At 65.3% G+C, this 21,365-nt stretch carries 18 protein-coding genes; 8 read left to right on the plus strand and 10 right to left on the minus strand.

Annotation, left to right across the window (positions count from 1 at the left end):
• Positions 1–10: 10 nt before the first annotated feature.
• A complete protein-coding gene (locus ABIB00_RS18025) occupies positions 11–940 on the minus strand; it encodes a bifunctional helix-turn-helix transcriptional regulator/GNAT family N-acetyltransferase (protein WP_354105276.1) in 930 nt (309 codons plus the stop codon).
• A gap of 62 nt (positions 941–1,002) precedes the next feature.
• Complete coding sequence (locus tag ABIB00_RS18030; protein ID WP_247340335.1) at positions 1,003–1,578, minus strand: glycosyltransferase family protein; 576 nt, start codon at positions 1,576–1,578, stop codon at positions 1,003–1,005.
• A 335-nt stretch (positions 1,579–1,913) separates the two neighbouring features.
• On the opposite strand from ABIB00_RS18030, the gene ABIB00_RS18035 reads away from it, so the two are divergent.
• On the plus strand, positions 1,914–2,753 hold the full coding sequence (locus ABIB00_RS18035) for an RMD1 family protein (protein WP_247340334.1): 840 nt from the start codon (positions 1,914–1,916) through the stop codon (positions 2,751–2,753).
• Positions 2,754–2,919: 166 nt separating this feature from the next.
• On the opposite strand, the gene ABIB00_RS18040 is transcribed toward ABIB00_RS18035, so the two are convergent.
• A complete protein-coding gene (locus tag ABIB00_RS18040) occupies positions 2,920–4,110 on the minus strand; it encodes an acetate/propionate family kinase (RefSeq protein ID WP_354105277.1) in 1,191 nt (396 codons plus the stop codon).
• Between the two features lie 8 nt (positions 4,111–4,118).
• On the minus strand, positions 4,119–6,533 hold the full coding sequence (locus ABIB00_RS18045) for a phosphoketolase family protein (protein ID WP_354105304.1): 2,415 nt from the start codon (positions 6,531–6,533) through the stop codon (positions 4,119–4,121).
• Positions 6,534–6,743: 210 nt separating this feature from the next.
• Here ABIB00_RS18045 and ABIB00_RS18050 point away from each other — a divergent pair, with 210 nt between their 5' ends.
• From ABIB00_RS18050 to ABIB00_RS18065, 4 genes are all read left to right on the plus strand, one after another.
• Positions 6,744–7,907, plus strand: coding sequence for a PA0069 family radical SAM protein (locus ABIB00_RS18050; protein WP_354105278.1), 1,164 nt, complete (start codon positions 6,744–6,746; stop codon positions 7,905–7,907).
• 24 nt (positions 7,908–7,931) lie between these two features.
• Positions 7,932–8,387 (plus strand): VOC family protein, encoded by a 456-nt coding sequence (locus tag ABIB00_RS18055; protein ID WP_354105279.1) that lies wholly within the window; start codon positions 7,932–7,934, stop codon positions 8,385–8,387.
• Positions 8,388–8,464: 77 nt separating this feature from the next.
• Positions 8,465–9,301 (plus strand): ribonuclease HII, encoded by an 837-nt coding sequence (rnhB, locus tag ABIB00_RS18060; protein ID WP_354105280.1) that lies wholly within the window; start codon positions 8,465–8,467, stop codon positions 9,299–9,301.
• A 98-nt stretch (positions 9,302–9,399) separates the two neighbouring features.
• Positions 9,400–10,908 (plus strand): glycosyltransferase family 39 protein, encoded by a 1,509-nt coding sequence (locus ABIB00_RS18065; RefSeq protein ID WP_354105281.1) that lies wholly within the window; start codon positions 9,400–9,402, stop codon positions 10,906–10,908.
• A gap of 134 nt (positions 10,909–11,042) precedes the next feature.
• Here the strand turns inward: ABIB00_RS18065 and ABIB00_RS18070 are convergent, their stop codons facing one another.
• The gene (locus ABIB00_RS18070; RefSeq protein WP_354105282.1) at positions 11,043–11,849 is read right to left on the minus strand and encodes a uracil-DNA glycosylase; all 807 of its coding nucleotides are present in this window, start codon (positions 11,847–11,849) and stop codon (positions 11,043–11,045) included.
• Between the two features lie 136 nt (positions 11,850–11,985).
• On the opposite strand from ABIB00_RS18070, the gene ABIB00_RS18075 reads away from it, so the two are divergent.
• From ABIB00_RS18075 to ABIB00_RS18085, 3 genes are all read left to right on the plus strand, one after another.
• Positions 11,986–13,647, plus strand: coding sequence for an electron transfer flavoprotein-ubiquinone oxidoreductase (locus ABIB00_RS18075; RefSeq protein WP_354105283.1), 1,662 nt, complete (start codon positions 11,986–11,988; stop codon positions 13,645–13,647).
• Positions 13,648–13,984: 337 nt separating this feature from the next.
• Positions 13,985–15,790 carry a tetratricopeptide repeat protein gene (locus ABIB00_RS18080; RefSeq protein ID WP_247440834.1) on the plus strand — a complete coding sequence of 602 codons (1,806 nt, stop codon included), beginning with the start codon at positions 13,985–13,987 and terminating at the stop codon, positions 15,788–15,790.
• Between the two features lie 86 nt (positions 15,791–15,876).
• On the plus strand, positions 15,877–16,761 hold the full coding sequence (locus tag ABIB00_RS18085) for a 4-(cytidine 5'-diphospho)-2-C-methyl-D-erythritol kinase (RefSeq protein WP_354105284.1): 885 nt from the start codon (positions 15,877–15,879) through the stop codon (positions 16,759–16,761).
• On the opposite strand, the gene ABIB00_RS18090 is transcribed toward ABIB00_RS18085, so the two are convergent.
• The 5 genes from ABIB00_RS18090 to ABIB00_RS18110 all read right to left on the minus strand — a co-directional run bounded on the left by ABIB00_RS18090 (position 16,758) and on the right by ABIB00_RS18110 (position 21,286).
• Positions 16,758–17,633 carry an alpha/beta fold hydrolase gene (locus ABIB00_RS18090; RefSeq protein ID WP_247340318.1) on the minus strand — a complete coding sequence of 292 codons (876 nt, stop codon included), beginning with the start codon at positions 17,631–17,633 and terminating at the stop codon, positions 16,758–16,760. The genes ABIB00_RS18085 and ABIB00_RS18090 overlap by 4 nt on opposite strands.
• Positions 17,626–18,258, minus strand: a complete 633-nt coding sequence (locus tag ABIB00_RS18095) for a LysE family translocator (RefSeq protein ID WP_354105285.1) — start codon at positions 18,256–18,258, stop codon at positions 17,626–17,628. The genes ABIB00_RS18090 and ABIB00_RS18095 overlap by 8 nt, the downstream gene beginning before the upstream one ends.
• Positions 18,259–18,301: 43 nt before the next feature.
• Positions 18,302–19,564, minus strand: coding sequence for a beta-ketoacyl-ACP synthase II (gene fabF, locus ABIB00_RS18100; protein ID WP_354105286.1), 1,263 nt, complete (start codon positions 19,562–19,564; stop codon positions 18,302–18,304).
• 1 nt (position 19,565) lies between these two features.
• A complete protein-coding gene (locus ABIB00_RS18105; protein WP_247440843.1) occupies positions 19,566–20,081 on the minus strand; it encodes a winged helix-turn-helix transcriptional regulator in 516 nt (171 codons plus the stop codon).
• Between the two features lie 197 nt (positions 20,082–20,278).
• A complete protein-coding gene (locus tag ABIB00_RS18110) occupies positions 20,279–21,286 on the minus strand; it encodes a polyprenyl synthetase family protein (protein WP_247440845.1) in 1,008 nt (335 codons plus the stop codon).
• Positions 21,287–21,365 lie beyond the last annotated feature (79 nt).

The following is a 21,365-nucleotide window of genomic DNA, read 5'->3' on the forward strand; positions in this document are numbered from 1 at the left end:
TTGCGAATAATCAGAGATCCCGCTCCCAAGTCTCGCCGATCAGATCGGCACCGAAGCTGTGGTGCTTCTCTGCCTTCACGAGCTTGAAGCCTGCACTTTGATAGATGCCACGCGCGGCGACCAGGATGCTTTGGGTCCACAGCGTCATCCTGCTGTAGCCTCTCTCGCGTGCGCCCTGGATGCATTGCTCGACCAGCGCGCGACCGACACCGAGTCCACGCGCTTTCTTCTCGACCTGCAACAGGCGCAGCTTCGCAATCTCGTCCGTGGCCTTGACCAGGAAGATCGAGCCGACCGGCTCGCCACCCACTTCCGCAATCCAGCAGTGCTCGCGCGCGGCGTCATAGCCCTTGATGAACTGTGCGCAGATCTCGGCGACCAGGGCCTCGTAGCTGATATCCCAGTTGTAGTCGGCCGCATAGGCGGCGGCCTGCCGGGAGATGACCCAGCCCATGTCACCGACGCGATGGCTGCGCAGCATGAAAGCCGCGGGCTGGCTTCGACGTTGCTCCAGCACAGCCTCGATGGTCGCCATGGCCTGCGTGAGCCGCGTTGCATCGCTGGCCGAAAGCTGAGCCAGCATTGCGGCGACCTCATTTTGCGAGCCCAGGTTCAGCTTGGCAAAGGTCTGGCGGCCCTTAGCGGTGAGACTGAGCTGGTATTGCCTGCGATCCGCGGGCAGGGGCCTGCGGGTGATCAGCCCCTTTTCGTCGAAGCTTTGCACGATGCGGCTGAGATAGCCGGGATCGAGCCCAAGCTCGTTGCCGATCTCCTTTGCGGCAAGGTCGTCCCGTTGCGCGAGCTCGTAGAGCACGCGGGCCTCGCTGAGCGAGAACGGGCTCTTTCCAAGGTGCTGGTCGAGCACGCCAAGCTTGCGAGTGTAGAAGCGGTTGAAGGCGCGGACCGCTGCGATGTGGTCGTCGGTAGCGTTGAACGGCATGGGTCACCTCGATATTTGCCATTGTCAAACAATTAATTGACTTTGGCAAGTATCTGGTGGCCTCAGCCGACCATGACGATCCGGCTGCGCAGCATGATCCGGGACGAGCGGCCGAGCCGCCGCAGCAGCCGTGCCTCGGGGCGGCGGGCCTGGGGCGGGTAGCCGCCGATCCGGTCGTAGTGATCACGCGCGATCAAAAGTCCCTGATCGCCGAAGGGACCGATGAGCTTGCGCGTCACGGCCCGGAAGATGTCGCGGAATCCGGCGTCGGCGTATGGCGAGCGCGCATAGCGGAAGACGGCCGCACGGTCCCGGCCGCTGGACGCGACGGTCTGGATGAACTGGGTGGTTTCCTCGATCCAGCCGGTTTCCAGCACGGCGCCTGCGGGCAGGAACATCAGCCAGGGCGAATGGGCCTGGAGTGCGCCGGCGGCGAGGGCTGCGCCTTGCGAGGATCCCTCGAAGCCGATGAAACGGCAGCCCGCGACGTCGGCAACGCGCTCGATGACGCCGTTGCGGGTGCCATCGACCAGGAGGACTTCCCGGATGATGCCCGCAGCGGCACCGGGTACCAGCGCGGCCAGAGTTGCGACCGCCGTCTGCTCGACGCCTTCGGTCGGAATGATGACGCTTAGCATGATTGAGGCTTCAGTCTCCGCACTTCGGGAGAAGCGCAACTAATTATATTATGATGTTGTCATAAACATGCAGCGTTGCCGAGTGCAACTTTTCGGCCGCGCTTCGGTCTACGATGGTAAACCGCTGGAGCCGTCGCCTCCAAAATATGTCCCGTGCGGGGTGGCGATATTGCCGAATGTTCGGCGCCGTCCTTGCTTGACCGTATTAGTGCGGAGGTTGCCGCAACCTTGCGCGATGCCCAGGCCGTTCGCAATCCTGCAAGAAGCGGATCCGATAGCTGACCAGCGCGGGAACGGGAAAAACGTGCAATCGCGCCGCTGACGAGGGGCTTCGAATGAACGCCGATCAACTTGCTGTTAACACGCCGGCAACTTCTCCCAGGCTGGACGGCGCGCCGATCTTGCGGATCCGGGCCGTGATGCTGGGTGAACGCATCAACCCCTCCGGCCTTGAGATAGGCGCGACCGTCTCCTCGACGCCAGCGGCCTTCCGCGTCCATGCCGGCCTTGCGGTGATCTTCCGCTACGGCGTCGTGGTGCTGATCGGCCTCCTCCCTTCGGAAGAGAAGGTGCTGATCGACAGCCTGAAGCCCCGCGTGACCGGCGAGCTCAGCCCCTATGAGGAGGAGATCGCGCAGGCGCAGCTCTGCAAGGACGAAAGCGCCGAGGCGATCCAGCCGGGCGGCCCGATCTGCCTCGCCAAATTCTCCGACGACCGGCTGCTGCTGATCGCGGATGCGCTCGCCAAGAGTACCTCGCTTGCGCGCGACGAGCGGCGTGTCGCCGCGGTCTTCGACGTGATCGAGCCCTTTGCGCGCAAGCTCGCCGAGCAGGGTCGCACACCGCCCCGGCGCAAGGGCATCCTGCAACTGATCGGCAATGCGCTTCTGGTCCAGCAGCGCGTCGCCGGCCGTGTTGCGGTGGCCGAGAAGCCGGACGTGCTTTGGGAGAAGCCCGAGCTCGACCGGCTCTATGCCCGCCTGGAAGACGAGTACGAACTGAAGGAGCGCCTCGACACGCTCGAGCGCAAGCTCACCGCCGTGTCCGAGACTGCCAACGCGCTCACCGACATCATCGACACCCAGCGCTCGCTCCGCCTCGAAATCGCGGTGGTGGTTCTGATCGTGATCGAGGTTGCGATCGGCTGTTTCCAGATTTGGTCGGGGACGCACTGACTCTGCGAGCGTCCTTGGCCTTATGGTTCGAGGCGCGCCGTAGGGCGGCGCTCCTCACCATGAGGGTCTAAGATTTCGTCGCGGAGCAGGACCTCATCCTGAGGAGCCCGCCAACGGCGGGCGTCTCGAAGGATGGGCTACGAAAAGATTGCCCTGCCACGTACTCTCAAATGTGATTTTCTTGTCGCAGCACCGCCGCACAATGCCGTGCGATCATCAGTTCCTCATTCGTCGGGACTACGTACACATCGACGGTGCCTCCGTCTCCGCTAATGCGCTCGCATCCCTCATCATTCGCCGCGGCATCCACGCGCACACCGAGCCAGCCGAGACGCTCGGCGATTGCGCTGCGGATTTCCTTGGCGTGCTCGCCGATGCCGCCGGTGAAGACCAGGCAGTCCAGGCCGCCGAGCGTGGTCGCCATCATCGCGACCTGCTGCGCCGCGCGGAGCGTGAAGAGCTCGACCGCCTCCCGCGCCGCAGGCTCGCCGCTCGCAAGCAGCACGCGCATGTCCGAGGAGATGCCGGAGACGCCGAGCAGGCCTGATTCGTGATAGAGCAGGCGCTGGACATCTTCGACCGACATCTTCTCGTGCTGTTGCAGATAGAGCAGCATGCCGGGGTCGATCGTGCCGCAGCGCGTGCCCATCATCAGACCGTCGAGCGGCGTCAGGCCCATCGTGGTGTCGATGCTGCGGCCATCGCGCAAGCCGCACAGGCTTGCGCCGTTGCCGAGATGTGCGATGACGGTGCGCTTTGTGATGAGCTGCGGCGCGGTCGCAGCGAGACGCCGCGCGACATATTCGAATGAGAGGCCGTGAAATCCGTAGCGCCGGACGCCGCGCTTTTCATAGCGCCTCGGGATGGCGAACCGGTTCGCGGGCGGCGTCAGGCCGTGATGGAAGGCGGTGTCGAAACAGGCGATCTGCGTCAGCGCCGGCCGGAGCGCCTTGATGGTGCGGACCGGCTCCAGACAACGCGGCTGGTGCAGCGGGGCAAGCGGGGTCAGCGCCTCCAGCTTCGCGTAGACATCATCCGTCAGCTCGACCGGACCGGAATAGTCCGGGCCGCCATGGACGATGCGGTGGCCGACGGCGACCAAGCGGCCGTCGCCAAAGCGGTCCTCGATGAAGCCCAGCACGTCGGCGAAAAGATGATCGCTGTCCGGATCCGATGCTTCCCTCCGCTTCTCGAACAGATCGTCGCCCGCGGGGCTCTTCACGACGAGCCGCGGCCTGGTCTCGTGCTCGTCGAGCAAGCCCTTGCAGAGCAGGGTGGGCTCGTTCGCCGACATATCGAACAGGCCGAACTTGATGCTCGACGATCCCGAGTTAAGAACGAGAACCGTTTTCGACATGGCTGCTGTCAGTCGCCTGCCTCTGCCGGAGTGTTGCCGCCTGCGCAGTTCGGCCAGACCCAGCCCTGGACATCCGGCATGTCCTCGCCGTGCTCGCGCACATAGCGCGAATGCTCGATCAGCTTGTCACGGAATTGCTGCTTCACCTGCGCCGCCTTGGCGGCGAGCCCAGGCACACGTTCGATCGCCTCGATCGCGAGGTGATAGCGGTCGAGCCCGTTGAGCACGACCATGTCGAACGGCGTGGTGGTGGTGCCTTCCTCGGCAAAGCCGCGCACATGCATGCCGGCATGGTTGGTGCGGTTGTAGGTGAGACGGTGGATCAGGTAAGGATAGCCGTGATAGGCGAAGATCACTGGCTTGTCGCGCGTGAACAGGCTGTCGAAGTCGCGGTCGTCGAGGCCGTGCGGATGCTGCTCCCGAGGCTGCAGGGTCATCAGGTCGACGACATTGACGACGCGCATCTTCAGGTCGGGCAGTGCCTTGCGCAGAAGGTCGACCGCGGCGAGCGTTTCCAGCGTCGGCACGTCACCGGCGCAGGCCATCACCACGTCGGGCTCTTGTCCCACGTCTTCCGTGCCGGCCCAGCTCCAGATGCCGATGCCGGCATCGCAATGCGTGGCCGCTTCCTGCATCGACAGCCATTGCGGCGCCGGCTGCTTGCCGGCGACGATCACGTTGATGCGATCATAGGTGCGCAGGCAATGGTCCGCGATCCACAGCAGCGTGTTGACATCAGGCGGGAAGTAGATGCGGACGATGTCGGCCTTCTTGTTGGCGACGAGATCGACGAAGCCGGGATCCTGATGGCTGAAGCCGTTGTGGTCCTGGCGCCAGACATGCGAGGTCAGCAAATAATTGAGCGAGGCGATCGGGCGCCGCCATGCGAGATGCCGCGTCACCTTGAGCCATTTGGCGTGCTGGTTGAACATGGAATCCACGATGTGGATGAAGGCCTCGTAGCAGGAGAACAAGCCGTGCCGTCCGGTGAGCAGATATCCCTCTAACCAACCCTGGCAGAGATGCTCGCTCAGCACCTCCATCACGCGGCCATCCTGCGCGAGGTGCACGTCGTAAGATTCGATCGGCTCCATCCAGACGCGTTCGGTCGCCTCGAACACCGCGTCTAACCTGTTTGACGCGGTCTCGTCCGGACCCATGATACGGAAGTTGCGCTCTTGCGCGTTGAGGCGGATGACGTCGCGCAGGAATTTGCCGAGCTCGCGCGTCGCTTCCCCCATGACGCCGCCGGGCTCTCGCACGTCCACTGCGAAGCTGCGGAAGTCCGGCAGCTTCAGCTCCTTCTTCAGAAGGCCGCCATTGGCGTGCGGATTGGCGCCCATGCGGCGATTGCCTTCGGGCGCGAGCGCCTGGAGCTCGGCAATGAGCGCGCCGCTCGCGTCGAACAGCTTTTCCGGCTCGTAGCTGCGCATCCAGTCTTCGAGAATCTTCAGATGCGCCGGATTCTCCCGGCAGTTCGCGACCGGCACCTGATGTGCACGCCAAAAACCTTCGACCTTCTTGCCGTCGACCTCCTTGGGGCCGGTCCAGCCCTTCGGGCTGCGCAGCACGATCATCGGCCAACGCGGACGTTCGACGCTCTTGCGGCCGTCTCGGGCGTGCTGCTGGATCGACCGGATGCCGGCGAGCGCGACGTCGAGCGCGTCCGCCATGGCCCGGTGCATCAATTTGGGATCGTCGCCCTCGACGAACAGCGGCTCGTGGCCGAGCCCGTGGAAGAGATCGCGGATCTCTTCATCGCGCATCCGCCCGAGCACGGTCGGATTGGCAATCTTGTAGCCGTTGAGATGCAGGATCGGCAGCACCGCGCCGTCATGAGCGGGATTGAGGAACTTGTTGGAGTGCCAGGACGCCGCGAGCGGGCCCGTCTCGGCCTCGCCGTCGCCGACGACACAGGCGACGATCAGGTCGGGATTGTCGAAGGCCGCGCCATAGGCATGCACCAGCGCGTAACCGAGCTCGCCGCCTTCATGGATCGAGCCCGGCGTTTCCGGCGCCGCGTGGCTGGGAATGCCGCCGGGGAAGGAGAACTGTCTGAACAGCTTGCGCAATCCGTCCGTATCGCGTGCGATATCGGGATAGATCTCGCTGTAGCTGCCTTCGAGATAGGTGTTGGCGACCATGCCGGGGCCGCCGTGGCCGGGACCGCAGACATAGATCACGCTCAGGTCCAGCGCGCGGATGACGCGGTTGAGATGGGCATAAATGAAGTTCAAACCCGGCGTCGTGCCCCAATGGCCGAGCAAACGCGGCTTGATGTGCTCGGGCCGCAAGAGCTCGCGCAGCAGCGGGTTGTCGAGCAGGTAGATTTGCCCGACGGAGAGATAGTTCGCAGCGCGCCAGTAGCGATCGAGGAGGCCGAGGTCGCTGCTCGCCGCAGGCGATTGTCTTCGATTTGTCATGTTCTTGCCGACCTTCACCCAGCGATTGTCACCAACATCGATCTGCGGCGATTGATCCCTGACCGGCATCAAACGAAGTCGTCGGAACTGGCGTGTTGCGCGAGGTCAAAGGCGCCCGCCCGAAATTTGGGCGGTTCCTGTGCATGGGGTTGTTTTTCAGTTTTTTGTTTGTGTTCTTGATTTGTTCCTTCGGCATGCTATCTTGGCTTCATGAGTCCAGCATCCTCTCATGCTCTCAAGCACCCGCCGGTCACGGCGCCCTCCGAGCCGGCGGGTGCGCCTTCTGCTTTCCCTGAGCTTGCGATCGCCATCGACAAGCAGCGCAGGCGAGGGCGGGGCGCCCAATCCAATGCCAGCGGCCGGTACGAGGCCGAGGCGCGCGTCGCCTTCGACGATGGCTGGCAGAGCCTGGAAGAGCTGCCGCCGTTCAAGACCACCGTCGGCGTCGACACCTCGCGCAAAGTGATCACCCGCAACGATTCTCCCGACATCGGGTTCGATCGCTCGATCAATCCCTATCGCGGCTGCGAGCACGGCTGCGTCTATTGCTTCGCGCGGCCGACCCATGCCTATCTCGGCCTGTCGCCGGGGCTCGACTTCGAATCGAAGCTGTTCGTGAAGCCTGAGGCACCGGCGCTGCTCGAGAAGGAGCTTGCTGCGCCCGGCTACGAGCCGCGGATGATCGCGATCGGCACCAACACCGATCCCTATCAGCCGATCGAGCGCGACCGCAAGATCATGCGCGGCATTCTGGAGGTGCTGGAACGCGCCGGCCATCCCGTCGGCATCGTCACCAAGTCGGCGCTGGTGACCCGCGACATCGACATTCTCGCGCGTATGGCCAAGCGCAACCTCGCCAAGGTCGGGATTTCGGTGACCTCGCTCGATCCGAAGCTCGCGCGCACCATGGAGCCGCGGGCATCGACGCCGCCGAAGCGGCTGGAGGCGCTGAAGCAGCTCTCGGAGGCCGGCATTCCGACCACCGTCATGGTCGCGCCCGTGATCCCCGCGCTGAACGATTCCGAGATCGAGCGCATCCTGGATGCCGCCGCCCATGCCGGCGTCAAGGAAGCTTCCTACGTGCTGCTGCGGTTGCCGCTTGAGGTACGCGATCTCTTTCGTGAATGGCTGATGGCGAACTATCCGGACCGCTACCGCCACGTCTTCACGCTGATCCGCGACATGCGCGGCGGCCGCGACTACGACGCGAAATGGGGCGAGCGGATGAAGGGCACCGGCCCGATGGCCTGGACCATCGGCCGCCGCTTCGAGATCGCCTGCGACAGGCTGGGGCTGAACAAACGGCGCTCGAAGCTGACGACGGATCATTTTGCCAAACCGAAGCGGAACGGCGATCAGCTCAGCCTGTTCTGAGCGACGAAGTGGACGAGGTGTCGTATGAGTAAGGAATTGCCGCCGCCGGTGCCGCGGCTCACGGTCATCACGCTGGGCGTCAGCGACATCCGCGCCAGCATCGCTTTCTACGACGCGCTTGGTTTCTCGCGCCGGCTAAAGGTAACCGGTGAGGCCGTTGCGTTCTATGACACCGGCGGTCCGGTGCTTGCGCTGTTTCCCTGGGATCAGCTCGCGGCCGACGCCAAATCGCCCGATACTCCGAGGCCATCGACGTTCCGCGGCATGACGCTCGCTTGGAACTGTCGCGCGCGTGAGGAGGTGGACGCGGTGCTGGCATTCGCCCTCAGCAAGGGAGCCGCGCTGCTGAAGGCCGCGCATCAGACCGACTACGGCGGCTATTCCGGCTATTTCGCCGATCCTGACGGCCATCCCTGGGAGGTCGTGGTCGCGCCAGGCATTGAGGTCGGCGAGGACCGGCGGGTGCATCTGGCGGAATAGGGCGGCTGACCTGAATAACGGGAATTGTCCGAGGTTCCCGGTTGCGCAGGCCACGCCGCTTGCGCACGATCCCGGCCATGATTCGGGATCAATCCGCCAAGAAGCCGGCCAAAGGTGCGCCCAAGAAGGCTGCGCCCAATAACAAGAAAGCTGCGCCTAAAAAATTGGCCAAGGCGCTGGCCGGCGGAAAAAGCGCCATCATCGTTGCCCCAAGCTTCCGCCGCGAGCGCGCGCTGATCAAGCGCGGGATCTGGCCGGTCGCGGGCTGCGATGAGGCCGGCCGCGGGCCGCTGGCCGGTCCTGTGGTGGCGGCTGCGGTGATTCTCGATCCCGACCGCATCCCGCACGGCATCGACGATTCCAAGCGCCTGACGCCCGAGGCGCGCGAAAAGCTGTTCGACAAGATCTGCGCCACCGCGCAGGTCTCGGTCGCCGTCGCTTCGCGCTCCCGCATCGACCGCGACAACATCCTGCGCGCCTCGCTGTGGGCGCTGAAGCGCGCCGTGGTGGCGCTGCCCGAGCAGCCCCGCCACGTCTTCGTCGACGGCCGCGACCGGCTCGATACCGAATGCGACTGCGAGGCCGTGATCGGCGGCGACGGCATCGTCCTGTCGATCGCGGCGGCCTCGATCGTCGCCAAGGTGACGCGGGACCGCCTGATGTGCGCGCTGGCGCAGGACTGCCCCGGCTACGGTTTCGAGCAGCACAAGGGCTACGCCGTTCCCGAGCACCTCGACGCGCTCAACCGCCTCGGCCCCACCGTCCACCACCGCAGCTTCTTTGCCCCCGTCGTCGCCGCCCGCGCCAAGCACATGCCCTGGACGGTTGAGCCGGCGCAGGACCTGTTTGCGGTGACCGAGATCGAGGTGCAGGTGGACACCAGCCTGGAAGTCGACGCGTCGGCAAATCTCTAGACCAGACTCGGTTGCCACGACGCGCAGCGCCCTCTATCAAAACAGTCGTGAGCGAATAGGGCCGGCTGGACGGGTTGGCTGCATCTTTCGGACGTTGCATGCGGTTTACCTCCCTGGTTATCGAGCTCATTCGCGCCCGGCCGCGGCTGATCGTGTGGATCGCCGTGCTGCTCCAGGCCGCGATGTGGCTGTTCGTGGCGCTGGTGTTCTATCGCAGCCCGCCCGGCAGCCTCGCGACGCTGCTGGCCTTCGGCCGCGAATACCAGGTCGGCACTGATTTGGGCCCGCCCTTGCCGGTCTGGCTCGCCGACATCGCCTATCGCGCCGCCGGCGGCCACGTGTTCGGGGTCTACGTCCTGGCCGAGCTCTGCGGGATCGCAACCTTCATCACGCTCTATCATCTGTCCCGCGCCGTGGTCGGCCCCCAGCAGGCGGTGCTGGCCGTGCTGCTGACCATGACGATGCTGGCCTTCTCGTCGCCCGCACTCGACTTCGGCCCCCTTGTGCTGGCGCGGCCGCTCTGGGCACTGCTGCTGCTGCATTCCTGGCAGATCATCGGCCAGCGCCGCGGCAATGCCTGGTTCGCCTGGTCGATCGAGGCCGGCCTCCTGCTGCTGACGACGCCCGCGGCGATCTTCCTCCTGCTGCTGCTTATCGCCTTCGCGCTCGCAACCGCGGGCGGCCGCCGCACGTTGCGCGCATTCGACCCGCTGTTTGCGCTGGTGGTCGTCGCCGTGCTGGCATTGCCCTATGCGGTCTGGCTGATGCGCGCCGAGGCGCTCGTCCTGCCGGCTTGGCCTGAGGTCGCCGAACTCAATGCCCGCGCGCTGCACGCGGGCTGGCTGCTCGGGGGGCTCCTGCTCGGCGCGGCGGCGATCCCGGCGCTGACGATCCTCAACACCGGCCTGTTCGTTCCCAGGAGCGAGGAGGCGCCGATCATCTACCGCCCGCCGGTCGAGCCGCTCGCGCGCAACTTCGTCTATTTCTTCGCGCTGGCGCCGGCGCTCGGCGCGGTGCTGATCTCCGGCCTGCTGGGCCTCGATGCCGTCGTCGGCGGCGCCGGCATCGTGCTGGTCATATCGGGGCTTGCCGTGGTCGTGGTGGCCGGTGATCTCATCGCGATGCGCCGGGCGAAGATGCTGCGGATGGTGTGGGCCGGCGCCGTCGTGGCGCCCGCAATCGGCGTCGTGCTCGCCGTCCTGTTCCTGCCCTGGACCGGTGCCAACGAGATCGCGACCTCGATGCCGGCGCGGGCGATTTCGGACTTCTTCGACGAAAGCTTTGCCCGCCGCACCAATCATCGCCTGCGCGCGGTCGCCGGCGAGACCCAGCTTGCGAGCCTGATCACGCTGCATTCCGGCCGGCCGCATCTCTTCATCGATGCCGAGCCCGCGCGTACGCCGTGGATGAATCAGGCCAAATTCAGCGAGACCGGCGGCGTCGTGGTCTGGCGCGCCTCCGATACCGCCGGCACCCCACCGCCGGAAATCCTGGCGCGCTTTCCCGGCATCGTCCCGGAAGTGCCGCGCGCCTTCGAATGGCTGGTGACCGGACGCCAGCAGCTCCTGCGTATCGGCTGGGCCATCGTGCGGCCGAAGGGGAGTTAGACTGCGCTCGTGCCCCGGACGCTGCGCAGCACGAAGTGATGCGCTGCAGAGCCGGGGCCCATGTTGCAGCAGTCTGGGTCCCGGCTCTGCGAAGCAGCGCTATCGCGCTGCATCGCGTCCGGGACACGAGAGGACTATCCCGCCAGGATCTTCGCAATCGCCCGCAGATCCTGCCAAGCCAGCCTTTTGTACGAAGGCGAGCGCAACAGATAGGCCGGGTGGAAGGTCGGCAGCGCGCGGATGGTGCGGCCAGCCGTCTCGTAGTCGAACCAGCGGCCGCGGGTGCGCATGATGCCTTCGCGGGTCGAGAGCAGCGTCTGCGTCGCGGGATTGCCGAGCGACACCAGCACATCCGGATTCACCAGCTCGATCTGGCGCTGGATGAAGGGCAGGCAGATTTGCGTCTCCTGCGGCGTCGGCGTGCGGTTGCCGGGCGGCCGCCACGGAATCACGTTGGCGATGTAGGCGGTGGTGCGGTTGAGCCCGATCGCGCCGATCATGAGGTCGAGCAGCTTTCCGCTGCGCCCGACGAAGGGCAGCCCCTCGATGTCCTCGTCGCGGCCCGGTGCCTCGCCGACGAACATGATGCGCGCCTGCGGATTGCCGTCGGCGAACACCAACCGCGTCGCCGTGTGTTTTAGCGCGCAGCCGTCGAAGCTTTGCATCAACTCGCGTAGCGCCTCCAGCGTCGGCGCGGTGCGCGCAGCCTCGCGCGCCGAGGCGATCGCGATGTCGGGCGCGGGTGCGGTCTCGCCGCGTATCACCGCGGGGGCGGCCACCGGTCGCGGTGCTTCGACCGGAGGTGGCGCACGCGGGGCCGGAGGCGGGGTATCCAATTCCGCCAGGCGGTCGGTCGGTTCCTCCGCGAGCGCGCAATCGACTCCAGCCTCCAGATAGAAGGCGAGAAGCTCTCGGACGGTGGGTGCGGGTTCTGGGATCATTTGGAAAGTCTGACTATTGGTTCAGTTTAGGCCGCCTTGTATCCCAGCGAAACGCATTTCCTAGGTTGTCCTACCCGGAAAAATCGGAAACAAGAGGGCGCAATCGACCAAGGACCGTCTCAAGGGCTGAGATCAGATGAGCACCGAAGAACTTCCCCCGCGCGAATCCATGGAATTCGACGTCGTCATCGTCGGCGCCGGCCCCTCGGGCCTGGCCGCGGCGATCCGGTTGAAGCAGATCAATGCCGATCTCAACATCGTCGTGGTGGAGAAGGGCTCCGAGGTCGGCGCGCATATTCTCTCCGGCGCCGTGATCGATCCGGCCGGGCTCGACAAGCTGATCCCGGACTGGCGCGAGGATTCCGACTGCCCGCTGAAGACGCAGGTCAAGGACGACCGCTTCTACTGGATGACGGGCGGCGGCGCGATCAAGCTGCCGAATTTCATGATGCCGCCGCTGATGGACAACCATCATTGCTATATCGGCTCGCTCGGCAATGTCTGCCGTTGGCTCGCGCGCAAGGCCGAGGCGCTCGGTGTCGAGATCTATCCGGGCTTTGCCGCCGCCGAGGTGCTCTATGACGAGCAGGGCGCGGTGAAGGGCATCGCCACCGGCGACATGGGCATCGGCCGGGACGGCAAGCCGAAGGACTCATTCACCCGCGGCATGGAATTGCTCGGCAAGTACACCCTGTTCGCCGAAGGCGCCCGCGGCAGCTTGACCAAGCAGTTGATCGCGAAGTTCGCGCTGGACTCCAACAGCGAACCGGCGAAGTTCGGCATCGGGCTCAAGGAAGTCTGGCAGATCGATCCCGCCAAGCACCAGAAGGGCACGATCCAGCATTCGTTCGGCTGGCCGCTCGACCTGAAGACCGGCGGCGGCTCGTTCCTCTATCACTACGACGACAATCTCGTTGCCGTCGGCTTTGTCGTGCATCTCAACTACGACGATCCGTATCTGTCGCCGTTCGACGAGTTCCAGCGCTTCAAGACGCATCCCTCGATCCGCGGCACCTTCGAGGGCGCCAAGCGGCTCGCCTATGGCGCGCGGGCCATCACCGAGGGCGGCTATCAGTCGGTGCCGAAACTCAGCTTCCCCGGCGGCGCGCTGATCGGCTGCGCGGCCGGCTTCGTCAACGTTCCCCGCATCAAGGGCGTGCACAATGCGATGGGCACAGGCATGCTTGCCGCCGAGCATGTCGCTGCCGCGCTCGCTGCCAATCGCGCCAATGACGAGATCGTCGACTACGAGAACGCCTGGCGCTCTTCCTCGGTCGGCAAGGATTTGTTCCTGGTCCGCAACGTCAAGCCGTTGTGGTCGAAATTCGGCACCGTGCTCGGCGTCGCGCTCGGCGGCTTCGACATGTGGTGCAACACGCTGTTCGGCGGTTCGCTGTTCGGAACCCGGCCGCACGCCAAGCCTGATCGCTCGACACTCGATCCGGCCAAGGCCCACGCGCCGAAGAACTACCCGAAGCCGGACGGCAAGATTTCCTTCGACAAGCTGTCCTCGGTGTTCCTGTCCAATACCAATCATGAGGAGGACCAGCCGGTCCATCTCAAGGTCACGGACATGAATCTTCAGAAGACCTCGGAGCACGACGTGTTCGCGGGTCCCTCGAATCGCTATTGCCCGGCCGGCGTCTATGAATGGGTCGAGGAGGGTTCGAGCCCGCGCTACCAGATCAACGCCCAGAATTGCGTTCACTGCAAAACCTGCGACGTGAAGGACCCCAACGGCAACATCACCTGGGTTCCTCCGGAGGGCGGCGGCGGCCCGAACTACGAGGCGATGTAAGGGGGTCACCGAGCCAAGACCCTGGTGATCAAGGCCCAATGTGACCAAAGCGACGTGACCCAGGCCCTGTGACGCACGTTCGCGTGAGAACCCGGCTGCGGTTGCGGCCCGTGGCCACGATAAGGCCATACTAGCAGCGTCTTGGGGCGCACTTGACCGGTCACTTGGCCGATTTGGGACGTGCGGCGGGGATCGCCCGGCCCGAATCCTTGCGGTGAAGCGCCAAAAGCGGCATTGTCGGCCCGACGGTTCCGGGTCCCGATGCCACCGGCCGCGTTCGCTTGCGATACGGCCTTTTGCTGCAGACCCAGGCACTACCAACTCAAGGCGAGCCCTGATGCTTTCAAATCGTTTCAACCGCTGGACTGTTGCCGCCATCGCCCTCATGGGCACAGCGATCGCGACGATCCCCGGCGCGGTCCTGGCGCAGACGCCGGATCATCCGTCCGACACGGCGGTGCAGTTTCCGACCCGAAACGATCTGAAGGCGCTCACCACCTCCGGCAGCTATCTCGCCGCCCGCCACGCCAGCGTCGAGCGCGACGCGGCCTCCGCCGCCGCGTTCTACCGCTCCGCTCTGCGCACCGACCCGAAGAACAACGAGCTGCTCGACCGCGCCTTCATCTCGTCGGTCGCCGACGGTGACATCGACGAAGCCGTCAAGCTCGCCGAGCGCATCCTCACCATCGACAAGACCAACCGCGTCGCGCGCCTCGTTGTCGGCGTGCACGATCTCAAGTTCAAGAAGTACGCGACCGCGCAGACCAACATCAACCAGTCGATCCGCGGTCCGATCACCGATCTCGTCGCCACGCTGCTGTCGGGCTGGGCCGCCTATGGTGCGGGCGATGCCAAGGGCGGTGTCGCGACCATCGACAAGCTGGCCGGTCCGGAATGGTATCCGCTGTTCAAGGACCTCCACGCCGGCATGATCCTCGAACTCTCCGGCAAGGAGAAGGACGCCGGCACCCGGTTCGAGCGCGCTTACAAACTGGACGATTCCATGCTGCGTGTCACCGAGGCCTATGCGCGCTGGCTGTCGCGCAACAAGGACTCGGCCGCCGCGACCACCGTCTACCAGGCGTTCGACAAGAAGCTCGCCCGCCATCCGTTGATCGTGGAAGGCCTGCGCGAGACCAAGGCCGGCAAGAAGATGCCGCCGCTGGCCGATTCCGCGCAAGCCGGCGCCGCCGAAGCGCTCTACGGCATTGGCGCCACGCTGACCCGCCGCGGCGGCGAGGATCTGGCGCTGGTCTATCTCCAGCTCTCGCTCTACCTCCAGCCCAGCCATCCCCTGGCGCTGCTCTCGCTCGCCGATCTCTATGAATCGGTGAAGCGGCCGCAGATGGCGATCAAGGTCTATGAGCGGGTGCCGTCGTCCTCGCCGCTCAAGCGCAACGCGCAGATCCAGCTCGCCATCGATCTGGATTCCGCCGACCGCACCGACGAGGCGATCAAGATCCTCAAGGGTGTCACCACTGAGGATTCCAAGGATCTCGAAGCCATCATGGCGCTCGGCAACATCGAGCGCGGCCGCAAGAAGTTCGGCGAATGCGGCGCGACCTATTCGCAAGGCGTCGACGTGCTGCCGGCCGGCAACGACAAGGCCAACAGCGTCTGGTACTATTATCGCGGCATCTGCGAGGAGCGCTCCAAGCAGTGGGGCAAGGCCGAAGCCGACATGAAGAAGGCGCTCGAGCTGCAGCCCGACCAGCCGCACGTCCTCAACTATCTCGGCTATTCCTGGATCGACCAGGGCGTCAATCTCGACGAAGGCATGAAGATGATCAAGCGGGCGGTCGAGCAGCGCCCGGACGACGGCTACATCGTCGACTCCCTCGGCTGGGCCTATTACCGCATCGGCAATTACGAGGACGCGGTGAAGAACCTCGAACGCGCGATCGACCTCAAGCCCGAGGATCCCACTATCAACGATCACCTTGGCGACGCCTATTGGCGCGTCGGCCGCACGCTGGAAGCCAAGTTCCAGTGGGCGCACGCCCGCGATCTCAAGCCCGAGGCGGATGAGCTTCCGAAGATCGAAGCCAAGATCGCAAACGGTATGACCGACGACAATTCGAACTCCTCGGCTGCGCAGGCGGAGAAGGAGAAGAAGAAGGACGACGGCAAGGGCGGCGGCTGAGCTGAGCGCATGGTCCGGAAAAGTGTGTAGCGGTTTTCCGGCAAGATCATGCGAAGGAAAAACTAAGTTCTGGGGGCGTGTCGCCAATGCCGGCGTTCATTGAAGAAGGGCGCGCGAAGGTCAATTTGAGCCTTCGCGTGGTCGGCCGTCGTGCCGACGGCTATCATGATCTCGAAAGCGTCGTCGCGTTTGCCGACTGCGCCGACCGGCTGACGTTGGAGCCCGGCGGCGAGTTGAAGCTCATCACCACGGGCCCGCTCGCGGCGGCCTGCGGTGATATGGCCGACAACCTCGTGTTCAAGGCGGCCAAGCTCCTGGCCGACGCCGTGCCGAACCTGAAGCTGGGCGCCTTCGCGCTCGACAAGGTGCTCCCCGTCGCGGCCGGCATTGGCGGCGGCTCGGCCGACGCCGCGGCGGCGCTGCGGTTGCTGGCACGTCTCAACAATCTGTCGCTCGACGATCCACGACTCCAGAAGGTCGCGCTTGCGACCGGCGCCGACGTGCCGGTGTGCCTGTTCTCGCGCGCCTGCGACATGACCGGTGTCGGCGAGCAGCTGCTGCCCTTGATGCTGCCGAGCATGCCCTGCGTGATGGTCAATCCGCGCGTGCCGGTCGCGACCAAGGATGTGTTCCAGGCGCTGGGCCTGCGCAACGGCGAACTCCTGGTCGGCGCCACCTCCGTCTTCGACGCCCCGGCCTGGCCGGACGAGGGCGCCACCATTGCCGATTGGGTCGAAACTCTCGAGACCGTCGCCAACGATCTCGAAGCGCCGGCGATGCGCATCGAGCCCGTGATCGGCGACGTGCTGGAAGCCTTGCGTGACTCCGCCGGCGTCAAGCTCGCCCGCATGTCCGGCTCGGGTGCGACGTGCTTTGCGATCTATGGCGCGTCCACTGATGCGCATGCCGCCGCCGAGAAGATCCGCAGGGATCATTCCCGCTGGTGGGTGCACGCGGGAACGTTGAGCTAGGCCAGCCCGAGAAACTTTCGAATCTCACCCAACACCTCTTGCGGCTTGTCATGCTGCAGCCAGTGTCCGGCCTCGGCAATGGTCACGACGCGCGCCTGCGGGAAGTAGCGCTCCAGGCCTGCGGCCCTGGCGCCCGCGAGAAAGCTTTCGCCGGCATTCAAGAGCAGCGTCGGGCAGGTGATGCGCGACCACAGCGCGACGTGGTCGTCCGGCCAGAACCGGTGCGGCGCAGAGGCGCGCTGGTACGGATCGAACTTCCAGCTATAGGTGCCGTCGTCGTTCTGCCGCGCGCCGTGGGTGGCAAGATGCAGCGCGAGGTCGCGGGACAGCCGCTTGTTGTGAAGCACCATCTGCGCGGCCGCATCCTCAAGGGTCGAATAGCGGCGCGGCGTGCGGTCGTGCAGTCTGTCAAGCTGGCCGACCCATTTGCTGATGCGCTCATGCGTCGGTGACTTCGGTGTATCCGGCAGCATGGTCACACCGTCGAGCACGACCAGCTTCGAGACCAGTTCGGGGAATGATCCTGAAAAAATCAGGCTCACCATGCCGCCCATCGAATGGCCGACGAGAGTGACTTGGGGCGCGGCGATGCTGCGGACGAGTTGGGTGAGATCGTACACATATTCGGTCAGCGCGTAGCTGCCGCCCTTGGTCCATTCGGAATCGCCGTGCCCGCGCAGGTCGGGCGCGAGCACGTGAAAATGCGGCTGCAGCGACCGGGCGATGACGTCCCAGCTCCGGCAGTGATCGCGGCCGCCGTGAACCAGGACGGCTACGGGCGCGCCGTCGTTGCCCCAGTCGGCATAATGCAGCCGCAGGCCGTGCGACTCATAGAATCGGCTTTGCGGGGCGAGCGTGGTGGAGCTATCCATTCACGGGCCGCCGCGCCAGTGCGAGCGACAGGCCGAGGCCCGCGATGAAGACGCCCGAGCCTTGGGTGAGACGCCGCATCAAATGCGGCCTTCCAATCAGCTGCGTACGTGTCGCGGAGGCCATCAGCACCACCACGATATCGGCGAGCGTGTTCAGCGTCACCGAGATCGCGCCGAACACGATGAATTGCAGCGTCGGGTTCGATCCCGCCGGGTCAAGGAACTGCGGAATGAAGGCGAGGAAGAACGCGGCGGTCTTCGGGTTCAGCGCCTCGACCAGCACGCCGTCGCGAAAGGCGCGCTTGTCGCCGACGGGCTCGCTGTCGAATGACAGCGCGCGGCTGGCGCTGCGGAAAGTTCTGATGCCGAGCCAGACCAGATAGAGTGCGCCGACTAATTTCACGGCGACAAACAGCTCGGCGCTGGCAAGGATGATCGCGGAGATGCCGAGGCTGCCCGCGACCACATGAACCAGCCCGCCGAGCGCGGTGCCCGCGGTCGATGCAAAACCGCTAGCGCGCCCTTCCGACATGGTCCGTGCCGCGACGTAGAAAATGCCGGGGCCGGGAACGGCGGCAATGAGACAAGCGGCGGCCAGGAACAGCCAGAAATTCGTTTCGATCATCCTGTTTCGTAGCGCAGCTTGCCGCGATTGCAAGCCCTCTTGCCTAGCCGATCCGGCGGAAGATCACGCTGGCATTCACCCCGCCGAAGCCGAACCCGTTGGAGATGGCGTTGAGCATCGGCATCGGCCGGGCCGCGCCGGCGACGATGTCGATGCCGTCCGCACCCGGATCAGGGTTTTCGAGATTGAGCGTCGGCGGCGCGATCTGGTCGCGCAGGGCGAGGATAGTGAAGATCGCCTCGAGCCCTCCGGCGGCGCCGAGCAGATGGCCGGTGGCCGATTTGGTCGCGCTCACGGCAATGCCGCGGTGACGGCCGAACAGCGCGGCAATCGCGCCAAGCTCGCTCTCGTCGCCGGCCGGCGTCGACGTCGCGTGCGCGTTCAGGTGCTGCAAGTCCGCGGGCGCAAGCTTCGCCTGTCGGAGCGCGATCTCCATCGCGCGCCGGGCGCCGTCGCCATCAGGCGGACCCGACGTCATGTGATAGGCGTCCGCGGTCGTGCCGTATCCGACGATCTCCGCGATCGGCGTCGCGCCGCGCGCCAATGCATGCTCCAGCTCCTCGATCACCAGGATGCCGGCGCCTTCGCCCATGACAAAACCGTCGCGGTCGCGATCGAACGGGCGCGAGGCGCGTGCGGGCTCGTCGTTGAAGGAGCTCGACAGTGCGCGGGCCGCGGCAAAGCCGCCGAGACTGACGATGTCGATGCAGGCCTCCGCGCCGCCGCAGATCGCCACATCAATCTCGCCTGCGCGGATCATGCGCGCGGCATCACCGATCGCCTGAACGCCGGCGGCGCACGCCGTGACCGGTGTGCCCAGCGCACCCTTGTAGCCGTATTTGATCGAGACGTGGCCGGCCGCGAGATTGGCGAGGAAGGAGGGAATCGTGAACGGCGACAGCCGGCGCGGGCCGCGCTGTTCGGTGATGCGCACCGCCTCCGCCATCGCCGGAAAGCCGCCGACACCGGAGGCGATGATCGTCGCGGTTCGTTCCAGTGCGGTCGCATCCTGTGGCGTCCATTTGGACTGCGCGACCGCTTCTGCGGTGGCGAGCAGCGCGAACAGGATAAACCGGTCCATCTTGCGCTGGTCTTTCGGCGCGGCGGCCTGCGCGGGATCGAAGCCGCCATCCGCGTCATTGGCCTTGTCGGGCACGAGGCCGGCAATGCGCGCGGGCAGCGCCAGCGACCATTCGGGCAGCGGGCGCAGCCCGCTTTGACCGGCCAGCAGCCGGCGCCAGGACAGTTCGACACCGCAGCCAAGCGGCGACACCGCGCCCATCCCCGTCACGACGATACGACGCATGTCAGTCTCCAGCCGGCGCGACGGCCGGGTTCATGGCTTTGAGCGAGGTCAGCCGTTTACGCATGACACGGCTGGCGCGGGGGCCGGCGATGATGACCGCATTGGCGAGCGTGATCGGCTGCATGTCGGCGGCATCGACCACGACCGGATCGAACGGACGACTATCGTCGCGGTTCGCCAGCAAAATGGATTCGCCTTTCGGCGTGAGATGCTTGTTGCCCCAGGCGAGCAGCGCGACGATCACGGGAAAGAAATCCCGCGCCTTGTCCGTCAGCACATATTCGTAACGCGGCGGCCGCTCGTGATAGCGGCGGCGCACGAACATGCCGCTTTCGGTGAGATGGGCCAACCGCCGCGACAGGATGTTCGGCGCGATCCCGAGACTTTGTGAAAATTCGTCGAACTTTGTTGCGCCCTGGAACGCATCCCGCAGGATCAAAATGCTCCACCATTCACCAACGGTCTCCACGGCGCGGCCGACCGGGCATTCCAGGATCGAGGGGGATTTGGGCTGCATCCTGGGAAGGTAGGGAGGTAACTTGCAAAATGCAAGTTACTCGTCATTGCGAGCGCAGCGAAGCAATCCAGAGTCTTGCCGCGGTGGCAGACTGGATTGCTTCGCTGCGCTCGCAATGACGATTGTTGATGCAGTCGGGCGCTGTCTCACCGACCTTCGCCGGCAAGACACCGAAATGTGCGGGTAGCATGCGAGCCCTAATGCGACCGTGCCAGACAGAACGCCACGACCTGCTCCAGTGCGCTCTTCATCGGCGAGGACGGGAACAGCGCCAGCGCGTCCACGGCCATGGCGCCGTAGTGCTGGGCGCGGCTCCGCGTGTCTTCGAGGGCGCGGTGCTTGTTCATCAACCCGATGGCGTGGTCGAGGTCGGTGTCGCCGATCTCGCCGCGCTCGAGCGCGCGGATCCAGAAGGCGCGCTCGGTGTCGTTGCCGCGGCGGAAGGCGAGCACGACTGGCAGCGTGATCTTGCCCTCGCGAAAATCGTCGCCGGTGTTCTTGCCGAGTTTTGCGCTCTTGCCGCCATAGTCGAGCACGTCGTCGACGAGCTGAAAAGCGATGCCGAGATTCATGCCGACCGATCGGCAGGCGGTCTGTTCCGCCTTGGGGCGGTTGGCGATGACAGGGCCGACCTCGCAGGCAGCGGCGAACAGCTCGGCGGTCTTGCCGCGGATCACGGCGAGATATTCGTCTTCGGTGGTCGCGGTGTTCTTGGCGGCGGCAAGCTGCATCACCTCGCCCTCGGCGATGGTCGCGGCGGCCGCGGAGAGGATGTCGAGCGCGCGGAGCGAGCCGACCTCGACCATCATGCGAAAAGCCTGGCCGAGCAGGAAGTCGCCGACCAGCACGCTCGCTTCGTTGCCCCAGAGCATCCGCGCCGACAGCTTGCCGCGGCGCATCTCGCTCTCGTCGACGACGTCGTCGTGCAGGAGCGTGGCGGTATGCATGAACTCGACGGAGGCGGCGAGCTTGATATGGCCGTCACCGGCGTAGCCGGCGAGGTTGGCCATGGCGAGCGTCAGCATCGGCCGCAGGCGCTTGCCCCCGGAGGAGATCAGATGATTGGCGACCTCGGGGATCATGGTCACATCAGAACCGGTCCGCGACAGGATCGTGGCGTTGACGCGCTCCATGTCACCGGCGACAAGGACAACCAGCTCTTCGATCGACGCGCCGGGAGTTTCGAAAGGTACGATGACGGCCACGCCGGTCTCCAATATTTGCCCCGGAAGGGCTATTCTGATCGAAAGACAATAGAAACTGGACGGGGATGCGGCAAGGGCC

It is taken from the genome of Bradyrhizobium sp. LB14.3 (assembly GCF_040547985.1).
GTDB lineage: Bacteria > Pseudomonadota > Alphaproteobacteria > Rhizobiales > Xanthobacteraceae > Bradyrhizobium.